12 protein-coding genes are annotated in these 18,307 nt (G+C 64.8%); 8 read left to right on the top strand and 4 right to left on the bottom strand.

Translation table 11 applies throughout. The annotated features are described in order from the left end of the window. Nucleotides 1–20: 20 nt before the first annotated feature. Together MB818_RS00770 and MB818_RS00765 are read left to right on the top strand one after the other, a co-directional pair. A complete protein-coding gene (locus MB818_RS00770) occupies nucleotides 21–1,328 on the top strand; it encodes an HlyC/CorC family transporter (protein ID WP_234136438.1) in 1,308 nt (435 codons plus the stop codon). Then, nucleotides 1,325–2,956 (top strand): MFS transporter, encoded by a 1,632-nt coding sequence (locus tag MB818_RS00765; RefSeq protein ID WP_238903514.1) that lies wholly within the window; start codon nucleotides 1,325–1,327, stop codon nucleotides 2,954–2,956. The genes MB818_RS00770 and MB818_RS00765 overlap by 4 nt, the downstream gene beginning before the upstream one ends. On the opposite strand, the gene MB818_RS00760 is transcribed toward MB818_RS00765, so the two are convergent. Beyond that, nucleotides 2,940–4,154: a DUF2254 domain-containing protein gene (locus MB818_RS00760; RefSeq protein WP_238903512.1), complete on the bottom strand. Its 1,215-nt coding sequence runs from the start codon at nucleotides 4,152–4,154 to the stop codon at nucleotides 2,940–2,942. The genes MB818_RS00765 and MB818_RS00760 overlap by 17 nt on opposite strands. Before the next feature lie 157 nt (nucleotides 4,155–4,311). Here MB818_RS00760 and MB818_RS00755 point away from each other — a divergent pair, with 157 nt between their 5' ends. Together MB818_RS00755 and MB818_RS00750 are read left to right on the top strand one after the other, a co-directional pair. Beyond that, entirely contained in the window at nucleotides 4,312–6,720 is a 2,409-nt protein-coding gene (locus tag MB818_RS00755; RefSeq protein ID WP_234136435.1) for a GcvT family protein, read from the top strand. A gap of 31 nt (nucleotides 6,721–6,751) precedes the next feature. After that, nucleotides 6,752–7,348 carry a nucleotidyltransferase family protein gene (locus tag MB818_RS00750; protein WP_234162416.1) on the top strand — a complete coding sequence of 199 codons (597 nt, stop codon included), beginning with the start codon at nucleotides 6,752–6,754 and terminating at the stop codon, nucleotides 7,346–7,348. Between the two features lie 89 nt (nucleotides 7,349–7,437). On the opposite strand, the gene MB818_RS00745 is transcribed toward MB818_RS00750, so the two are convergent. Then, nucleotides 7,438–11,250 carry a Hint domain-containing protein gene (locus MB818_RS00745; RefSeq protein ID WP_238903510.1) on the bottom strand — a complete coding sequence of 1,271 codons (3,813 nt, stop codon included), beginning with the start codon at nucleotides 11,248–11,250 and terminating at the stop codon, nucleotides 7,438–7,440. Nucleotides 11,251–12,099: 849 nt separating this feature from the next. Here MB818_RS00745 and MB818_RS00740 point away from each other — a divergent pair. The 3 genes from MB818_RS00740 to MB818_RS00730 all read left to right on the top strand — a co-directional run bounded on the left by MB818_RS00740 (nucleotide 12,100) and on the right by MB818_RS00730 (nucleotide 15,743). Further along, a complete protein-coding gene (locus MB818_RS00740) occupies nucleotides 12,100–13,536 on the top strand; it encodes a DegQ family serine endoprotease (protein WP_234175931.1) in 1,437 nt (478 codons plus the stop codon). Between the two features lie 163 nt (nucleotides 13,537–13,699). Continuing rightward, complete coding sequence (locus MB818_RS00735; RefSeq protein WP_234166332.1) at nucleotides 13,700–14,380, top strand: response regulator transcription factor; 681 nt, start codon at nucleotides 13,700–13,702, stop codon at nucleotides 14,378–14,380. Continuing rightward, nucleotides 14,373–15,743: a sensor histidine kinase gene (locus MB818_RS00730; RefSeq protein WP_234162414.1), complete on the top strand. Its 1,371-nt coding sequence runs from the start codon at nucleotides 14,373–14,375 to the stop codon at nucleotides 15,741–15,743. Before MB818_RS00735 ends, MB818_RS00730 begins: the two co-directional genes overlap by 8 nt. Nucleotides 15,744–15,758: 15 nt before the next feature. Here MB818_RS00730 and MB818_RS00725 read toward each other — a convergent pair whose 3' ends face one another. Next, nucleotides 15,759–16,982, bottom strand: a complete 1,224-nt coding sequence (locus MB818_RS00725) for a cytochrome P450 (RefSeq protein WP_238903508.1) — start codon at nucleotides 16,980–16,982, stop codon at nucleotides 15,759–15,761. Further along, nucleotides 16,979–17,815 (bottom strand): class I SAM-dependent methyltransferase, encoded by an 837-nt coding sequence (locus MB818_RS00720; protein WP_234136428.1) that lies wholly within the window; start codon nucleotides 17,813–17,815, stop codon nucleotides 16,979–16,981. The genes MB818_RS00725 and MB818_RS00720 overlap by 4 nt, the downstream gene beginning before the upstream one ends. Before the next feature lie 95 nt (nucleotides 17,816–17,910). Between MB818_RS00720 and MB818_RS00715 the strand changes: the two genes are divergently transcribed. Next, on the top strand, nucleotides 17,911–18,261 hold the full coding sequence (locus MB818_RS00715; protein WP_234136427.1) for a TfoX/Sxy family DNA transformation protein: 351 nt from the start codon (nucleotides 17,911–17,913) through the stop codon (nucleotides 18,259–18,261). The last annotated feature ends 46 nt before the right edge of the window (nucleotides 18,262–18,307 follow it).

Here is an 18,307-nt window from a genome sequence, read left to right as displayed (position 1 = left end):
GAAACAAGTTTTCAGGACCGATGGACCCCTCTGCCTCCGCGCTCGACAGCGCCTTCTGGATCACGACCGGCGCGATCCTGTTCCTGCTCATTCTCTCCGGCTTCTTCTCGGGGTCTGAAACCGCGCTGACCGCCGCCTCGCGCGGCAAGCTGCGCAGCCAGGCCGACCGGGGATCAAGCGGTGCCGAAAAGGCACTCAAGATCACCGAGAACAACGAAAAGCTGATCGGTTCGGTCCTGCTTGGCAACAATATCGTCAACATCCTGTCGGCCTCTCTGGCCACCGCGCTGTTCACGCGGATGTTCGGGGAAAGCGGCGTGGCCCTGGCCACCATCGTGATGACGATGCTGGTCCTGATCTTTGCCGAGGTGCTGCCCAAGACATACGCCATCACCAATGCCGAAAAGGCCGCCGCCGCCGTCGCCCCGATCATCGGCGTGGTGGTGATGCTGTTTTCACCGATCGTGGCCCTGGTCCGGGTTCTGGTGCGGGGGGTTCTGCGCCTCTTTGGCGTTCAGATCGACCCCGACAGCCATATCATGGCGGTGCGCGAGGAGATCGCCGGCGCGCTCTATCTCGGCCATTCCGAGGGCGTGGTCGAAAAAGAGGACCGCGACCGTATCCTGGGCGCGCTCGACCTGGCCGAGCGCACGGTCGAGGAAATCATGCTGCATCGCTCGAATATCGTGATGCTGGATGCCGATGCCGAGCCCGAAACCATTCTGGAACACTGCCTGCAAAGCCCCCATACCCGCCTGCCCGTCTATCGCGGCGAGCCCGAGAACATCATCGGCGTGGTGCATGCCAAGGACCTGTTCCGCGCCATGTATGCCCAGGTTGGCGGCAGCGAGGGTCACACCGCGCGGCTCAAGGATTTCGACATCACCCGGGTCGCCAACGCGCCCTATTTCGTGCCCGAGACCACAACACTCGATGACCAGATGCGCGCCTTCTTGCGCATCCGCAGCCATTTCGCGCTGGTGGTGGACGAATACGGCTCGTTGCGCGGGCTGATCACGCTCGAGGATATTCTCGAAGAGATCGTGGGCGAGATCACCGATGAATTCGACCCCGATGCCGAGATGCCGGTGACCCGTGGCGACGATGGCCAGTTCCTGGTCGAGGGCGCCATGACCATCCGCGACGTGAACCGGGCGATGGACTGGTCGCTGCCCGATGACGAGGCCAATACGGTCGCCGGACTGGTCATTCACGAGGCACAGATGATCCCGACCGTGGGTCAGGTCTTTGCCTTTCATGGCTTCCGCTTCGAGGTGACGGGCCGCGAGGGCAACCGGATCACCGGGCTCAAGATCCGCCCGCTATGACCCGCGCGGGCCGGATCCGGGGCTGGTTCGACGCTGTTGTCCTCGATCTGGGCCGGCAGATGCGCTGGTCGTTCCTGCCGCCGCTGATGGTCTATTTCGCGGCGGGCGCGCAGGGGCTGACCGCCGTTGTCGGCACGTTCTTCGTCAAGGAATACCTGGATGTCTCGGCGGCCTTCATCGCCGGGCTTGCCTTCTGGGCCGGGCTGCCCTGGGCGCTGAAGATGCCGCTGGGCCATCTGGTCGACCTGATCTGGCGCTGGAAGGCCTGGCTGATCTATCTGGGCGCGGCGCTGATCGCGGCCAGTTTCGCCATCATGTACGGGCTGGCAACCCGGGCCGACTGGATGCCGGTCATCATGTCAGTGACCGCCTGGTACGTGCTGGCGGTGATCCTGGCGCCCTGCGGCTATGTGGTGCAGGACGCGGTTGCCGATGCCATGTCGGTCGAGGCGGTGCCGCGCCACGATGCGCAAGGCGCCGAGTTGTCGCCCGAGGTGCAGCGTGCCCAGCACACCACCATGCAGACACTGGGACGCTTCGCCCTGATCGGCGGCGCCAGCGCGGTCGCCGCCCTGAACATCGTTCTGTTCGACGGGATCGAAACGCTGGCCCCGGCCGAGAAAGCCGCCCGCTATGGGCATATTTATGCGCTTGCCCTTCTGATCCCCTGTATCTCGATCTCGGGCGTGCTGCTGGCCGGCTGGCAGAAACGGAAGGCCATCGCGCGGCTGATCGCAGGCGGAATGGACCGGGTGCGCGCGCTGGCCGCATTCGACCCCGAGGGCGAGAAGGTGCGGCTGAACCACTGGTATTTCACCGGCGGCGCCATCTTTGTCGCGATGACGCTGACCGTCGGGCTGATGGACCTGCCGTTTTCGCAAGAGATCGTCTTTGCCGGATCGATGGCCATCGTGCTGACCCTGATGCGGCAACTGGTGCGCAATCTGGATCAGGCGCATGCACGCGCGCTGATCGGCACCGCGATCATCGTCTTCATGTTCCGCGCCATGCCGCTGAACGGTGCGGCCTCGACCTGGTTCGATATCGACGTGCTGGGCTTTGACCAGCAATTCCTGTCGCTCTTGTATCTCATCACCTCGGTTCTGACCCTGGTGGGCATGGTGGTGCTGCGGCCGATGATCGCCTCGCGCACCATCGCCGATATCGTGATCCTGCTGACGCTGGCGGCGGGGGTGCTGTCGCTGCCTGGTATCGGTCTTTACTACGGGGTGCATCACTGGACCGCCGCCATGACCGGCGGCATTGTCGACGCGCGGTTCATCGCAATCGTCAACACGGCGGTGGAATCGCCGCTGGGTCAGGTGGCGATGATCCCGATGCTGGCCTGGATCGCGCGCAATGCGCCCACCAACCTCAAGGCAACGTTCTTTGCGGTCATGGCCTCATTCACCAATCTGGCCTTGTCGGCCTCGAGCCTTGGGACCAAGTACCTCAACCAGATCTATACCGTCACCCGCGAGGTCCGCGCCGAGGACGGCACGGTGACGGTTCCGGCGGATTACACGCAGCTTGGCTATCTGCTGATGACCGTGGCCGCAATCACCGTGATTGTCCCCCTGCTCACCGTCTGGCTGGTGCAGCAGAGCCGGTTCAAGAGCCGCGACTAGCGCGTTCCAGCCGGTCACGGTCTTCGGCCGCGCTCAACCCAGCGAGCCCCCGCGCCAGGCTGCGCGCGGCAGAACGGCGGGCAGCTTGTTCCAGTTCACCCTCGCTGCGCATGCCTATCGCCGCCAGCGCCCGCTGCAGCGCAAGTTGCACCTCGATATTGGTGGCGCCGTCGCGGGCGATCCTGTCAAAGGTTTCGGCAAACAGGGCATCGGGCGGAAGCGGCCGCAACCAGACGCGGTCGCAAGCCGGGCTTTTGTCGTTCTGCTCGCCATTTGCCAGCAGCACCAGAGAGGACAGCCGGTCGATCACGGTGATCGCCGTCGATGGATCGTTGATCCCAGGCGACAGCGCCCGGCAGGCCATGTCGCCCAGTACCGACAGGCCGAACAGCGGGTCCTGCACGAATGTGCGCGCGCCCTCGATCGCAAAGGCGCGGCAGGCGTCCCCGGCGACCTCTGCGTCCAGATCGCTGCAAGCGAACCGGGCCAGTTCCTGCCCCTCCTGCACGTAATCGCCGACATAAACAGTGACATAGACCCGGGTTTCGGCCCTTTGGGCCAGCTCTTGCAGCATCTCGACAAAGATCTGCTGGACATATCCGGGCTGCGGCGCCCGCAGGACCTGCCCGTCCTCGGGCAGCTCCGTCTCCTCGGTGAGCGCGTGTGCCCCGTAACAAGGCGTCTTTGCCAGCGCCTGCAGCGACACCGCCGCACGACGTTCGACCTGGGCCAGGGTCTCGCCGAAACTGCCCAGATCCTCCAGATGCGCGATCCAGCGGATGATCGACACCACGATCAGGGCAATGACCAGCATCGTCATCGCAAACAGCGCCACGCTTTCCTGTTCGCCAAAGATCGGCGTGCGCCGCAGCACCATGCCCGACATGGCAAACAGATAGGCCCCGACAAAGACGGCAAGGATCGAATGGGTGGCGGTATCGTCCTTGAGGATCACATGGGTGCGCGGCCCCCATTGCGACCAGGCCGCGCGATGGGCGCCGGTCATCACCGTCAGTGAAAAGGTGGTCACCGCCAGCATGCTGGTCGCCAGCGTCGCCAGGATCGGGTCCACTGCTGCCGCCCCGATCCGGTCGGCCAGCCCCGGCGGGATCAGATCACCCAAAAGCGCCGCCAACGGGACCGACAACAGGCTGAGCGCGGCGATCAGGATGATCCGCACATAGAGCAGCCGCAGCATGCGCCGGGCAATATTCAGGAGTTTATCTCGCAAATCGCCCTCTCGAACCGGCTGCACATTTCATTTGCGACACATCCCGTCGCAGAGCGACAAGAACCCGCGCCATATCTGCCCTGACTGATAGGTCAGACCTGTCCCTAGACTAGCGGAGACTGAAATGAAAACCACCACCCGAGTGGCCGTCATCGGCGGCGGTGTTGTCGGCTGTTCCGTCCTTTATCACCTGACCAAGCTGGGCTGGTCTGACGTGATGCTGATCGAGCGGTCCGAACTGACCTCGGGCTCGACCTGGCATGCGGCGGGCGGCTTTCACACGCTGAACGGCGATACAAACATGGCCGCGCTTCAGGGCTATACCATCCGGCTCTACAAGGAGTTGGAAGAGATCACCGGCATGTCCTGCGGGCTGCACCATGTGGGCGGCATCACGCTGGCGGACAATCGCGACCGGTTCGACATGCTGCTGGCCGAACGGGCCAAACACCGGTTCATGGGGCTGGAAACCGAGATTGTCGGCCCCGAAGAGATCGCCAAGATCGCCCCCATCACAAATCTGGATGGCATCATCGGCGCGCTCTACGACCCACTCGACGGGCATCTGGACCCCTCCGGCACCACCCATGCCTATGCCAAGGCCGCCCGCATGGGCGGCGCCACCATCGAAACCCACTGCATGGTGCGCGAGACCAACCAGCGCCCGGACGGCACCTGGGACGTGGTAACCGACAAGGGCACCATCCACGCCGAACATGTGGTCAACGCAGGTGGCCTCTGGGCGCGCGAGGTCGGCGCGATGGCGGGCGTCTATTTCCCGCTGCACCCGATGGAACACCAATACATCGTCACCGACGACATTCCCGAAATCTATGAGCGCGGCAGCGAACACCCGCATGTGATGGACCCCGCCGGCGAAAGCTATCTGCGGCAAGAGGGGCGCGGGCTGTGCATCGGGTTCTATGAACAGCCCTGCAAGCCCTGGGCGGTGGACGGCACGCCCTGGACCTTCGGTCACGAATTGCTGCCCGACGACTTTGACAAGATCGAGGAAAGCATTGAATTCGCTTACAAACGCTTTCCTGTTCTGGCCAGTGCCGGGGTCAAGTCGGTCATTCACGGCCCCTTCACCTTTGCCCCCGATGGCAACCCGCTGGTGGGGCCGGTGCCGGGCATGCGCAACTATTGGTCGGCCTGCGGGGTGATGGCGGGGTTCAGCCAAGGCGGCGGTGTCGGCCTGACGCTGGCGCAATGGATGATCGAGGGCGAACCCGAGCGCGACGTGACCGCGCTGGACGTGGCCCGGTTCGGCCGCTGGATCAGCCCCGGCTATACCCGACCCAAGGTGATCGAGAACTATCAGAAACGGTTCAGCGTGTCATATCCGAACGAGGAACTGCCTGCTGCGCGTCCCAACCGCACCACGCCGATGTATGATATCTTTTCCGACATGGGCGCGGTCTGGGGCCAGCAATTCGGGCTGGAGGTTGCCAATTACTATGCCCAAGGCGACGAGCCGACCTATGAAACCCCCTCCTTCCGCCGCTCGGACGCGTTTGCGGCCACCGGCCGCGAGGTGCGCGGTGTGCGTCAAGGCGTGGGCATCAACGAGGTCCACAACTTCGGCAAATACATGGTGACAGGCCCGCGCGCGCGCGCCTGGCTCGACCGGATCATGGCGGGTCGCATCCCGGCGCCTGGGCGGCTGTCACTGACGCCGATGCTGAGCGCCAAGGGCAAGCTGATCGGGGATTTCACCGTTTCCTGCCTGAGCGAGACCGAGTTTCAGCTGACCGCCTCCTACGGGTCGCAGGATTATCACATGCGCTGGTTCCAGCAACATCAGGAGGACAGTGTAACCATCGAAAATATCAGCGATAAACGTAACGGATTCCAGATTGCCGGGCCAAAGGCACGGGCGGTTCTGGCCGCTTGCACCCGCGACGATGTTGACAGCCTGCGCTTCATGGATGTGCGGCGGATGGTGGTGGGCATGACCGACTGTATCGTGCAGCGGGTCAGCTATACCGGCGATCTGGGCTATGAGATCTATTGCGATCCAATGGCGCAGCGCCAGCTGTGGTGGACCCTTTGGCAGGCCGGTCAGGACCACGGCATGATCCCCTTTGGCATGCGCGCGATGATGAGCCTGCGGCTGGACAAGTTCTTTGGCTCGTGGCTGCGGGAGTTCTCTCCCGACTATACCGCCGCCGAAACCGGGCTGGACCGGTTCATCGCCTTCAAGAAAGAGGCGGATTTCATCGGCCGCGCGGCCGCCGAGGCGGAGCGCGCCGCAGGCCCTGCCCGCCGGCTCTGCGCCTTCGAAGTCGACGCCGACGGCGCCGATGTCAATGCCTACGAGCCGATCTGGCTGGAGGGCGCGGTGGTGGGCTTCTGCACATCGGGCGGCTATTCGCATCACGCGGGTAAATCGGTCGCACTGGGTTTTCTGCCGGTCGAGCGCATCGCCGATGGGCTTGAGGTCGAGATCGAGATCCTGGGCCAGATGCGCCCCGCGCGGGTGATCAGCCAGCCGCTTTTTGACGCGGATGGTGCGCGCATGCGCGGGTGACAACTCCCGCGCCAGCAGCCAGAGTTGCGGCATGAAGCCGATTCCCATCCTGTTGCTGGCCGCGGGCCGGTCCCGTCGCATGGGCGGGGCCGACAAGCTGATGCAAGAGATCGACGGCATGCCGCTGCTGCGCCGGACCGCCTTGCGGGCGCTGAAAGTGGCACCGGTGATCGTGGCCGTGCCGCCGGCACCGCATCCGCGCCATGACGCGCTGGCGGGGTTGCCCGTTGATATCGTCGAAGTACCCGATGCCGACGAGGGCATGAATGCCAGCCTGCGCCGCGCAGTTTCGGCGTTGCCGGACGAGACGCCCGCAGCCATGGTTCTGCTTGCCGACCTGCCCGACCTGACCAGTGACGACCTGACGCTGGTACTGGGCGCCATAGATTTTTCGACGAAAAATCTCATCTGGCGCGGGGCGACCGCATCGGGACATCCCGGCCATCCCGTTGTGTTTCAAAGGGCCTTGTTCCCCGCGCTTCTGGAACTGACCGGCGATACCGGGGCGCAATCGGTGGTACAGGCGCATCGCGACCGGCTGGTGCTGGTCCCGTTGCCGGGCGCGCATGCCCGCACCGATCTGGACACGCCCGAGGCCTGGGCCGACTGGCGCGCGAAACGGCAATAGGCGAGGCGCGAAAACCGCGCCCCGCCCTGCCCGCGCGCCCCGAGACCGCGCGGTTCAAGCTGCATATTCGGGGAGGCCGAAGCCCGCTGTTACATCAGCAGGCGGGCTTCGTGTTTCTTCAGCGACCGGCGCGCGGCGGCATAGGCCTCGACGCCCTCGCGGGTCTTCAGCTCGGGGAACAGCTCGAGCAGTTCGTCGCGCTGTGCATCGGCAAGACCGGCGAGCGACAGATCGCCCGGCTGGAAGCTCTCGGTCCAGGCCCCGTCCGACAGCACCACTTCGTGCTGGTCGAACATGAAGTGGATATAGGTCACTTCCGAGATCTCGACGATGTCGACCCCTTCGAGCCCGATCAGGTGCTTGGCCGCGACCAGAACCTCGCGCTCTTCGAAGTAGAGCGCCGTCTTGTCATTGGCCACCAGGATCCGGTGGTTCGGACTGACGATCATGTCCCGCTCGGGCAGGCCGCCACCCAGCGCGCCCTGACGGATCAGGACCGGGTTCAGATGACCGGCACGGGCCAGTTCTGCTCCGGTCAGCGTGCGGGCGCCGACCCAGCGGATTTCCTGGATACCGTTGTCGCGGGTGATCACCCGGTCGCCAACCTGCAACTCCTCGACCAGGCGCTCGCCCTTGGGGGTCGCGATCCTGGTGCCCGGCGTGAAGCAAGGCAGAATGACCGTCTCGATTTCGCTGAACGTGCTGGTTCCCGTCTCGGCGCCAGCCGCATCGAAATAGCGCACGGTGCCCGCCTCGGGGTCCCCTGCGTCATATTCGACGGTGACCGAGCCACCCGGAGCAGCCGCATTGGTCAGGTCGAGCACATCCTCGTCCAGCCCGTCGGCATCCTCACCGCCGATGATGATCTCGCCCTGACCGACATTGACGAACCGGTCGTCGCCAAAGCCACCGCCGAGGATATCGCCGCCATCGTCGGGGTTCTCGTTGCTGCCGGACAGGGTATCGTCGCCTTCGCCGCCGAACACGATGTCGCGCCCCGCGCCCCCGTCAAGCGAGTCGTTACCGGCACCGCCGTCGATGGCGTCGCCACCTTCTTCGCCGAACACGGTGTCGTTGCCGTCGCCAGCAAACACCACATCGGTGTCCAGACCGCTGTAGACGAGATCGTCACCGGCACCGGCCAGCACCACATCCTGCTCGTCAACCAGCGGCGGCACGGCGTCGTCGCCATCCACCAGGTCGCCATCCGGATCGCCGGTGTAGCCCAGATCGATGGTATCGTTACCTGCGGTGCCTTCGACCACACCGTCGATGCCTGCGATCGGGAAGGTCGGAGCACCACCCGGACCAACCGGCCCCTGCGGATCGCCGATCACCAGCACATTCTCGATCTCCGAGAACTCGGCAGTGCCTGCCACGGTCAGATCGGGGTTGTAATAGGTGATGGTGCCGGATTCGCCGGTCGGATCGGTTGGGTCATAGTTGACCACGGCCAGGCCCGTAGCGATCGCCACGTCCATGTCGTTGCCGCCTTCACCGCCTTCGATCGTGTCACCGATCCCGGCTCCGATGGTGTCGGCATCATCGCCGCCGAACAGACGGTCGGCTTCGGTGCCTCCCAGGATCACGTCATCGCCGCTGCCGCCGTGGATCTCGTCCTCGCCATGACGTCCCAGCAGGGTGTCATTGCCGTCGCCGCCTTCGATGCTGTCCTGGTCAATCCCGCCATCGACCAGGTCGTCGCCCGCACCACCCAGGATGGTGTCGTTGTCGTCCTGACCATAGAGCGTATCATTGCCGTCGCCGCCGTCGATGAAATCGAGCCCGTTGGTGGTCTCGGGATCGGCGGGGCCATCGGTGCCATCGTCGCGGATGTTGAGATTGTCCGGGAAGCGCGGGTCGAGACCGCCATAAACCACGTCGTCGCCGGTACCGGCCAGGATCGAGTCCGCGCCCTCGCCGCCCACGATCATGTCGGCGCCGTCGCCACCCTCGATGGTGTCGTCATCCAGGCCGCCGTCGATCGTGTCGTTGCCGCCACCGCCGGTGATCCGGTCGGTGTCGTCCCCGGTGAGGATCATGTCATTGCCTTCGCCGCCATCGACGGTGTCGCGGTCATCGTCGACAACCGGATCCGCCGGAACCGCGGGCAGGCCGTTATACGAGGGGAAGCCGCGATCGGGCAGATTGCCCGACAGGCTGCCCGAGGTGTCGATCACATCGTCACCATCGCCGCCCTCGACGCTGTCATTTCCGTCACCGCCGGTCAGCGTGTCGTCGCCCCCCTGACCGATCAGCGTATCGTCGCCGTCACCGCCGGTCAGGCTGTCATTGCCGTCCACGCCTGTATCAGTGTTCGGAACGTCGAAGTAAACGTCGGTAACACTGATCTCGCTAGGGTTCGGACCACTTTGGCCATGTTCGATCGTCAGGCGAGCAACCGGTCCCGGAATGGTGACCAAGATCGAGAAGTTCGAATTGTTGGGATCGGCATAACCGCCGTCGCCGGTCGCCGTTTCATTGCCGGCTACACTGTCTGTGTCGCTTTCAGTGACACGCAACCCACCGGCGATATTCACCGTGATCGGGTCGCCGTTGACGTCAAATGCCTGAACCGTCGCCTGGCCGTCACCGTCGATATCGTTGATCCGGAAGGACACGTTGGTCACGGCTTCCGAGAATTCCAGCTGATAGGTGCCGGTGTTCGCCTGGCCATTCAGTTCGGACTCCAGCGCGCTGTCGTCAGTGGCCGCCGGACCATTGGTGTCGATATTGCCGACAAACTGTTCCTGCGTGGCGAATTCGGTGGTGACACCCGTGTCAGCATTTAGCACCGAGAAAGTGACATCGACGCCGCCTGTGGTCTGGGTAAAGCCGCCGCTGAGATCGTCTTGATCATCAATCGCGCCTCCATCATCGGGATCAGGCGCACGGAACCATTCAAACACCTCCCGAGTGCTACCGCCAGCACCGCCTCCTGGCGCGTTGTCGTCGCCGATCAGCAGGTCGTCGCCGGCCTCACCATTGACCGTGTCGTTGCCGCTGCCGGCATAGACAGTGTCGTCGCCCTCACCCGCGTCGATGCTGTCATCGCCGGCACCGCCGTCGACCACATCGTCATCGGGACCATGGGTCGGGTCGATCGCGTCGCCGCCGTCGATCACGTCCCCCTCGGGGTCGCCGGTATAGCCCAGGTCGATGGTGTCGTTGCCCGGGGTGCCGTCGACGATCCCATTGGGTTGGCCGATCACCGGCGCATCCAGCACCGCCACATAGTCGATGCCGCCAAAAAAGTTCTGGTCGAATTCGCCATCGGTCGCCTCGCGGGCACCGATGGCAAAGCTCTGTTCGTCACCGGTCGTGACATCCAGCGTCATGCCGGTCTGGTCACTGGACACGGTGGTCTCGGTCCCCTGGGTCTCGTTCACCACGCGCATGTCCAGGCCGTTGTCGGACCAGGCGTAGGTGACGGTGACGATATCGCCGATGCTATAGAAATTGGCGCCGGTGCTGAGGATCTCTTCGACCCCGTTCGAGCGGTGCAGAACCTCAACCATGCCGTCGTTAGTGACGCGCACCTCGAAATATCCGCTGTCGGCCCCTGCGGTGGTGCCGGCGCCATCATCGACATTGCCGGAGTCCTCGACACCGCGGCTGACCACCGTGTAGGGGCCATCGCCCGGATGACCGAAGACGCGGAACGATGTGATCACCGACCCTTCCTCGAGGTCAAATTGGTCATCATCACCATCGTTTACGTCCATGCGCTCATCAGGATGGCCGGTATACATCCACCCCGCACTGAAATCGGGGCCATTCACGGGTGTACCATCCTGCGCGATACCGTCCCCAAGGCCGGTGTCGCTGGTTTCCGCGCCGGGGCGGAAATCCCACAGACCAATCAGGTTGGCCGAATACGGATTGTCAAAATTGTTCGCCATACCAATCTCCTTCCCGGCACACCTGCACCGATACGCGTCCCCACGCGAAATCCTACGTTAACGGGACGATGACTGGTCCAATCGCGACCACACCTCTTGCGAACCCGAGCGGGTGGAGAAAGCTGGCGCAAAGCAAGACTGCCTTGTTTCGGCACGCGATGGCGCACCGATTATTCCCTCGCCACAAACGACCAATGCAGCCGTTGCGCGAACGCGCATCCTTCTCACGTCTTCAAGACGCCAAGTTGTGCGGTCGCCCCCGTGACCAACAGACATCGCCCCCCCCAGTTGGGCTGCATTCATGATTAGCGGAGCCTTGGAGACGGACAAAGCGAAAAAGGGTCCAAAATTTGCCCCATTCCGCCAACGCGACCAACTCTGCCCCGACATAGCTGCAATCGAACTCTCTCCTGGGTTGATTGCTGTTTCCATTATAAAAACTTCTCCCTTCGCGAAGAATCGCGCCCTCCCCCATTTTCCTCAACTTTGAAAGAAAATCGTGCGATCGCGCTTCGGGCATTTGTTTCTGTTTTCAGAACAATCTGCCGTCATCCGCATACGGCTCTCTAGCCTTGGGAAGCGCCTTGATTTTGCCACAATTGACAGCGGCGAGGTGTCCAATACTAGCTCACGGCGTGGTTCTTTGAAAGAACGGGAACAATCCAAAGCCGGCAATGATCGAATCAAGTTCAAGTTGTTCAGACATTTCGCGCAAACATGTTTGTGGAGGATCAGTCTCAGGGGGGTACGAATTAACTTTTCTTAATCCCCGGCTCAGCCCGGCCTCAGAATGCGCCGCTATCTCTGTCTCGAACCCGGCCCGGACCGGACCAGAGACAGGAGACCAAGATGAGCATCCGCATGTCCCGCAAACTGACCCCCTCGCTGCCCGCCTGGGCTGCCGCCCCTGCCCTGGGTGCGCTGCTGCTGACCAGCGCGACCCTGCCCGTCAGCGCCGACGAGGCGCTGGCCGATCTGGTCGAACAGGTCGCCCCCAGCGTGGTCACCGTGCTGGCCAGCCAGGACGCCGCACCGCGCCCGACCGGCGCGCAGCCTTCGCCCTTCGAAGGCACCCCGTTCGAGGAGTTCTTTCACCAGTTCGGCGGCCCGCGCGGCATGCCGATGCCCGATAGCGGCCCGCGCCAGGGGCTCGGCTCGGGCTTCATCCTCGACACCGAGGGCTATATCGTCACCAACAATCACGTGGTGGACGGCGCCGACCGGGTCACTGTCCGCCTCAGCGATGACCGTGAGTTCACAGCCCAGGTGGTCGGCACCGACCCGCTGACCGATCTGGCGCTGCTGCGGATCGAGGCGGGCGAGGCGCTGCCCGCCGTCACGTTGGGTGACAGCGACGCGATCCGAGTGGGCGAGGATGTGGTGGCCGTGGGCAACCCCTTTGGCCTCAGCTCGACCGTGACCACCGGCATCGTCTCGGCCAAGGGGCGCAATATCTCGGACGGACCCTATGCCGAGTTCATCCAGACCGACGCCGCCATCAACAAGGGCAATTCGGGCGGACCGCTGTTCAACATGGCGGGCGAGGTCGTGGGCGTGAACTCGGTGATCTATTCGCCCTCGGGTGGGTCGGTCGGCCTGGGCTTTGCCGTCACCTCGAACATCGTTGATCACGTGATTTCGGACCTGCGCGAAGACGGTCGGGTCGATCGCGGCTGGCTGGGCGTGTCGATCCAGAACCTTGGCGCCGATATCGCCGCCGCGCTGGGCCTTGACGGGACCTCCGGTGCGCTGGTGTCCGAGGTCGTGGCCGATGGCCCCTCGGACGGCACCCTGCGCCCCGGTGACGTGATCGTCGCCTTCGAGGGCAAACCGGTGCGCAGCAGCGCCGACCTGCCCCGGCTGGTGGGCGCGACCGAATCCGGAACCCGCGCCAGTATCCGGGTGATGCGCGATGGCAAGGCGCAGGATATCACCGTCACCATCGGCACCCATCAGCCCAGCGCCGAGGTGATCCCCGCCAGCGCCGACGGCCCGGCCGACGCGCCCGGCCTCGGCCTGACCGTCTCGCCGTTGAGCGAAGAGGCCCGCAAGGGCGCCGGGCTGGACAGCGACACCGGCGGCGTGCTGATCACCGATATCGCGCCCGACGGCCCCGCCGCCCGCGCCGGCCTGCGACCCGGCGACGTGATCCTGCGGCTGGGCGGCGCCGACACCGCCAGCCCGGCGGCGCTGAAACAGGCGCTGGAAAGTGAAAAGACCGATCCGGCGCTGATGCTGATCAACCGCGGCGGCAACCAGATCTTTCTCGCGGTCAAGATCACCTGACCGACAGGTCGCTGACCCGGCCGTGCCCCCGCACGCCGGGTCTGGATCCGGGCCATGTTATGTGCCTTTCGGTCCCGGATCTGCCGGGCGCGTCCCATCCGCGCCCGGCACGTGCATTTGCCGCCTCGCCCCTGTATATCCATCGGAAAAGAGGACCATTGAGATGAGCCGACGTGTGCTGATCGTCGAGGATGACCCCGAAACGCGCGACTTCCTCGCAAAGGGTTTTGCCGAGGAGGGCTTTGCCGTGGAATGTGCCGCAGACGGGCGCGATGGCCTTTATCACGCCACCGATGGCGGCTTTGACGCGATGGTGCTGGACCGGATGTTGCCCGGGCTTGACGGGCTGGCGCTGATCAAGTCGGTCCGCGCCGCAGGGCTGAACACCCCGGTCATCATGCTGACGGCGATGAGCGCGGTGGACGAGCGCGTCAAGGGGCTGCGCGCGGGCGCCGACGACTATCTGGTCAAACCCTTCTCGTTTCAGGAGCTGCTGGCCCGGGTCGAGGCGCTGCTGCGCCGCCCGCAGGACACGCAAGAGGCCACGACGCTGACCTGTCGCGATCTGGAGATGGACCTGATGCGCCGCAAGGTGACCCGCGCCGGGCGCGAGATCACCCTGACCCCGCGCGAATTCCAGATCCTCGAATTCTTCCTGCGCCGCAAGAACCGGGTGATCACCCGCACAATGCTGCTGGAGGGGGTCTGGGATTACCATTTCGACCCCAACACCAATATCGTGGACGTGCATATCTCGAAGCTGCGGCGCCAGATCGACGAGGGCGCCGAGGTGCCGCTGATCACCACCGTACGCGGTGCGGGCTACATGATCTCCGATGGCTAAGCCGCTGGTCCTGATGCGAAATGCCCGCACCCGGCTGGTGCTGCTCAGCATGGTGCTGAGCACGGCGATGACGGTGGCGGTGCTGGCACTGGTCTATGTCACCGCCAACCGAACCATCGCGGGCGAGACCCGCTCGGTCGTGACTGCCGAACTGGCCGGGCTGGCGGATGAATATCAACGACTGGGTGTCATCGGCCTGCTGACCGCGATCGAGCGGCGCAGCCAGGACGCCAGCGAGCGCGATGCCCTCTACCTGCTGACCGATCGCGGAGGTGCGGTGCTGGCGGGCAATCTGGTGCGCTGGCCGCCCGGCGTGACGGCGGGCAGCGGCTGGATCGAACTGGATCTGATCCGCACCGAATCCGGTGAAAGCGTGCCGGTCTCGGCCGCCTCGATCCGCCTGCCCGGCGGCGAGGGGCTGCTGGTGGGGCGCGACGCCTCGGCCCGGCGGCAATTCGACCGGGTGCTGCTGCGCTCGGTCGGGCTGGCGTTGTTGGCGGCGCTAGCGCTCAGCCTGCTGACCGGCTGGCTGCTGACGCGGCTGGTGTTCTCGCGACTCAAGGACATCTCGCGCACCGCCGGAGAGATCGTCTCGGGCGATCTCGGCCGCCGCATCCCGCTGCGCGGCACCGGGGACGAGTTCGACCGCATGGCGGCAACCCTGAACGAGATGCTCGACCGGATCGAGGAACTGGTGGGCCATCTGCGCACCACCTCGAATTCCATCGCCCATGACCTGCGCTCCCCCCTGTCGCGGCTGCGCCAGCGGGTCGAGACGCTGACCGACCCCGACCGCGAGCCCGACGAGCGCGGCGCCGACGGCGCCCGCGCCCTGGCCGAGGTGGACCACCTGTTGCGGGTCTTTTCGCAACTGACCGAGATCTCGCGCGCCGAGGCGGGGCTGGGGCGCGAGGAATTCGAGCCGGTGGATCTGGCCGCGCTGGCCCGCAATCTGGGCGAGTTCTATGAACCGCTCGCCGCCGAGACCGGCGTGACCCTGACGGTCGAGGCCGGCGCGGCGACCCTGCCCGGCCACCCGGCCCTGCTGGCGCAGGCCCTGTCCAACCTGCTCGACAACGCGCTGCGTTATGCGCCCGCGGGCAGCACGGTCTCGCTGACCGTGACTGAAACCGGATCGAACATAGTGCTGGCTGTGCGCGACCAGGGTCCCGGCGTCCCCGAAGAGGACCTCTCCCGCCTGGCCGAACCCTTCGTCACGCTCGACCCGTCGCGCACGGGCGGTAATTCGGGCCTGGGCCTGGCGCTGGTCGCCGCCATTGCCCGCATGCATGGCGGCAGCTTCGAGGCCGAAAACCGCGCGCCGGGGCTGGAGGCACGTTTGATCCTGCCGCGCGGCGCCTGAGCCGACGCCACCCGCTTACAGGCGCGCGGGCAGCTCCGCATAGCCATGAAACCGGATGCGCCCGCCGGGCACACGGCCGTCCAGCAACTGGTAGTCGGGAAACCGCTCCAGCAGCCGGCCCAGTGCGATCCGCCCTTCGAGCCGCGCCAGCGTCAGCCCGACACAGACATGCGGCCCGCCTGCAAAGGCCAGATGCCGGTTCGGCTTGCGCGCGATGTCGAACCGGGTCGGATCGTCGAACACCGCCGGATCGCGATTGGCCGCCCCGATGCACAGATGCAGGTTGGTCCCCTTGGGCAGGCGAAGCCCGTCCAGCTCGATCTCGGCGGTGGTCTCGCGATTGCCCAACTGGTTGGGCGAACGGAAGCGCAGAATCTCTTCGACCGCCGAGGGCAGCAGCGCCGGATCGGCCAGCAGCCGGGCGCGTTCCTCGGGGTAGTCATGCAACAGCGCCAGTCCGTTGCCGATCAGGTTCGAGGTGGTCTCGTGACCGGCATTCAGGATGAAGATACAGTTTTGCAGCAGCTCGATTTCCGACAACTGCTGATCAGCGCCCTCGCCTCGAATGAGCCGGGTCAGCACATCGGTTTCCGGGTCACCCGGTTTTGCGCGGCGCCGCGCCACCAGATCCTCGAGATAGGTCTTGAACTCGGTCACAGCCCGCTGGCCCTGCGCCAGCTGCTCGGCGCTCAGCTTTGGTTCCAGCGCGCCCAGGATGATCAGCGACCAGTCGCGCAGCGGCCCGCGCTCGTTCATCGGCACATCCAGCAGGTTGCCGATGATCTGGATCGGAATGGTCGAGGCGAAATCGGCGATCAGGTCCACCCGGTCGCGCCCGGCCATTGCGTCCAGCAGGTGATCCACCGTCTCGATCAGCCCCGGTTCCATCCGCGCGATGGCGCGCGGTGTCAGCGCCGAGGTCATGATCTTGCGCACCCGCGTGTGCAGCGGCGGGTCGTTGAACACAAGCGAGGTGGTGTGATGTTCGAACAGCGGCGAGCCGACCCCGAACTTGGGACCAAAGGCCGCCTTCTTGTCCGAGGAATAGAGCGTGGTGTCACGATAGATGCGGTCCAGATCCGCATGCCGGCTGAGCAGCACCGACCCGTCCGGCTGCGCCAACACCGGCGCATGGGCCAAGAGCGCATCATAAAAGGGAAACGGATCCTCCAGAAACCCGGGAGGCGGCGCCGTCAAATCCAGGGTTTCGATCTCCGATACCGTCACAGCTTCGCTCATTCCGTGCCTCCCTGTGGCCCACCCGGCCACGCCCTGCTCCAGCCGGTCAGCGCCCGGGCACTATCCTCGTCCGATCGCTTCAACCGTCGGGGCGAAACCCGCTCGTCCCGGCGCAACTCCGCATCCGAAGCCAGCACCGGACGGTCGAGCTCCTGACGCGACAACAAGATACCCTGCGCTCCGGTCGACCCACGCACACGATAAAGATGCACCTGTTCCCAATCCAGATGCCCGCCTGCGGCGAGGGCGCGCAGGTCGGCCACGAAATTGTGGCATTGCACGTTTTCGACCAGCAACACATGGTCGCGCGCCTGCCGTACCATGTTGGCCAGCGCCACGAAGTGACTGACCGCTGTGTGGATATGCATGATCACTGCCTGGCTATAGACCAGGTCCGCACGCGGCCATTGGTGGGAGAACGGCATGGTGATATCCTGCACCCCAAGCCGGCCCGCCAGTTCCGGATGGCGCGATAGCGCCAAGCTTAGCTGAGTATGCCCCCGATCACCACCGGTCACCCTGATACCGGGAAAGAGCCGCGCCGCATGCGCCACATGATCGCCACCGCCGCAGCCCACCTCGTGAACCGACTCAGGCGCAAGCTGCCCGATGGTCTCAAGGATCAACTGCACATTGGGATGCAGCGCCTCTCCCTGCACCGCGACCTGCCCGCTCACGGCATCGAAACTCAGGTCCCCCTCGCCCGAAATCGCCTTGTACAGCGGTTCCACGTCGCCTTTCAGGCGCCGCTCGTAACTGTCGGCGGTATAGGACTCCCAATCGAAATCGTCGTCATAAAACCTGCGCGACTTGTAAAAAAGCCGTTTCAACATCCGCATATCTCCCCTCACGAAACCGTGAGTATCGCGCCGCCGCCCTCCGGACAAGTTTCGATGACAGGTCAGCGACCCAGAGCTATGGTGCCGCCATGACCGATCCCGTTTCCTCGATCCGCAATCTCGGCCCCGCCATGGACGAAGCCTGTGCCCGTGCCGGTATCCACTCGGCCGAAGAACTGCGCGCGCTGGGCGCCGATGCGGCCTATGCCCGGCTGTTGGCCGCTGGCAGCAAGCCGCATTTCATCGGCTACTATGTGCTGGTGATGGGACTGCAAGGCCGCCCCTGGAACGATTGCAAGGGCAAGGAAAAGGCCGAGCTGCGCGTCCGTTTCGACGCGATCAAGGCGGCGACCAAACCCGCCCCGGCCAGCAAACTGGTGGCAGAACTCGACGCACTGGGCGTCCGCGTCCGCCCCGAGGATCTGCGCCCGCAATCCTGACGCAGATCTGCTCTTTCCTCTTGCCGCAAATATCCCGGGGGAATCG

Origin of the sequence: Ruegeria alba (genome assembly GCF_022321465.1) — a bacterium.
Taxonomy (GTDB): Bacteria; Pseudomonadota; Alphaproteobacteria; order Rhodobacterales; family Rhodobacteraceae; genus Ruegeria_B; species Ruegeria_B alba.
This window is presented reverse-complemented; position numbering and strand designations above follow the sequence as displayed.

What these genes read in the sequence shown, in the direction of transcription:
- MB818_RS00770 (WP_234136438.1), top strand. Translation starts at nt 21, where the DNA reads ATGGACCCCTCTGCCTCCGCGCTCGACAGCGCCTTCTGGATCACGACC.
- MB818_RS00765 (WP_238903514.1), top strand. Translation starts at nt 1,325, where the DNA reads ATGACCCGCGCGGGCCGGATCCGGGGCTGGTTCGACGCTGTTGTCCTC.
- MB818_RS00760 (WP_238903512.1), bottom strand. Translation starts at nt 4,154, where the DNA reads ATGCTGCGGCTGCTCTATGTGCGGATCATCCTGATCGCCGCGCTCAGC.
- MB818_RS00755 (WP_234136435.1), top strand. Translation starts at nt 4,312, where the DNA reads ATGAAAACCACCACCCGAGTGGCCGTCATCGGCGGCGGTGTTGTCGGC.
- MB818_RS00750 (WP_234162416.1), top strand. Translation starts at nt 6,752, where the DNA reads ATGAAGCCGATTCCCATCCTGTTGCTGGCCGCGGGCCGGTCCCGTCGC.
- MB818_RS00745 (WP_238903510.1), bottom strand. Translation starts at nt 11,250, where the DNA reads ATGGCGAACAATTTTGACAATCCGTATTCGGCCAACCTGATTGGTCTG.
- MB818_RS00740 (WP_234175931.1), top strand. Translation starts at nt 12,100, where the DNA reads ATGAGCATCCGCATGTCCCGCAAACTGACCCCCTCGCTGCCCGCCTGG.
- MB818_RS00735 (WP_234166332.1), top strand. Translation starts at nt 13,700, where the DNA reads ATGAGCCGACGTGTGCTGATCGTCGAGGATGACCCCGAAACGCGCGAC.
- MB818_RS00730 (WP_234162414.1), top strand. Translation starts at nt 14,373, where the DNA reads ATGGCTAAGCCGCTGGTCCTGATGCGAAATGCCCGCACCCGGCTGGTG.
- MB818_RS00725 (WP_238903508.1), bottom strand. Translation starts at nt 16,982, where the DNA reads ATGAGCGAAGCTGTGACGGTATCGGAGATCGAAACCCTGGATTTGACG.
- MB818_RS00720 (WP_234136428.1), bottom strand. Translation starts at nt 17,815, where the DNA reads ATGTTGAAACGGCTTTTTTACAAGTCGCGCAGGTTTTATGACGACGAT.
- MB818_RS00715 (WP_234136427.1), top strand. Translation starts at nt 17,911, where the DNA reads ATGACCGATCCCGTTTCCTCGATCCGCAATCTCGGCCCCGCCATGGAC.